The following is a 339-nucleotide window of genomic DNA, read 5'->3' as shown; positions in this document are numbered from 1 at the left end:
CACGCTCACCGTGAACGCCTTGGTGCCGGCCGCGGCCGGCGTGTACTGCACCGTATCGATCAGGCTCGCCACGTCGACGGCCTTGCCGGTGAAGGTGAGGATGCGCGTGCCCGTGGTGGCCCCGTTGTCCGTCACGTTCACGGCGTTCGGACCGGTCGTGCTCGCCGGCACCACCCAGGTCCCGCCGGCGACAAACGAGATCGTCAGCGTGACCGCGTCGTTCTCCTCGTCCGTCACCGTGATGCCGGTGAACGGGTTCATGGCCGTGTTGGCCGTCGCCGCCACGTTCGTGGTCGGGATGGTTCCCGTGGCGTTGTCGTTGAAGTCCGCCGCCACCGT

Annotated in this window: 1 protein-coding gene; it reads right to left on the bottom strand. The window is 68.4% G+C overall.

Going from position 1 to position 339, the window contains the following annotated elements; all coding sequences use genetic code 11:
- Positions 1–339: hypothetical protein (locus tag KBI52_RS00595; RefSeq protein WP_210804761.1), on the bottom strand; the 339-nt coding region annotated here is incomplete at both ends.

The sequence above is a fragment of the Microvirga sp. HBU67558 genome, assembly GCF_018069605.1.
Lineage (GTDB): Bacteria > Pseudomonadota > Alphaproteobacteria > Rhizobiales > Beijerinckiaceae > Microvirga > Microvirga terrae.
Note: the sequence above shows the minus strand (reverse complement) of the source record. Positions and strands in the feature narration are given on the sequence as shown.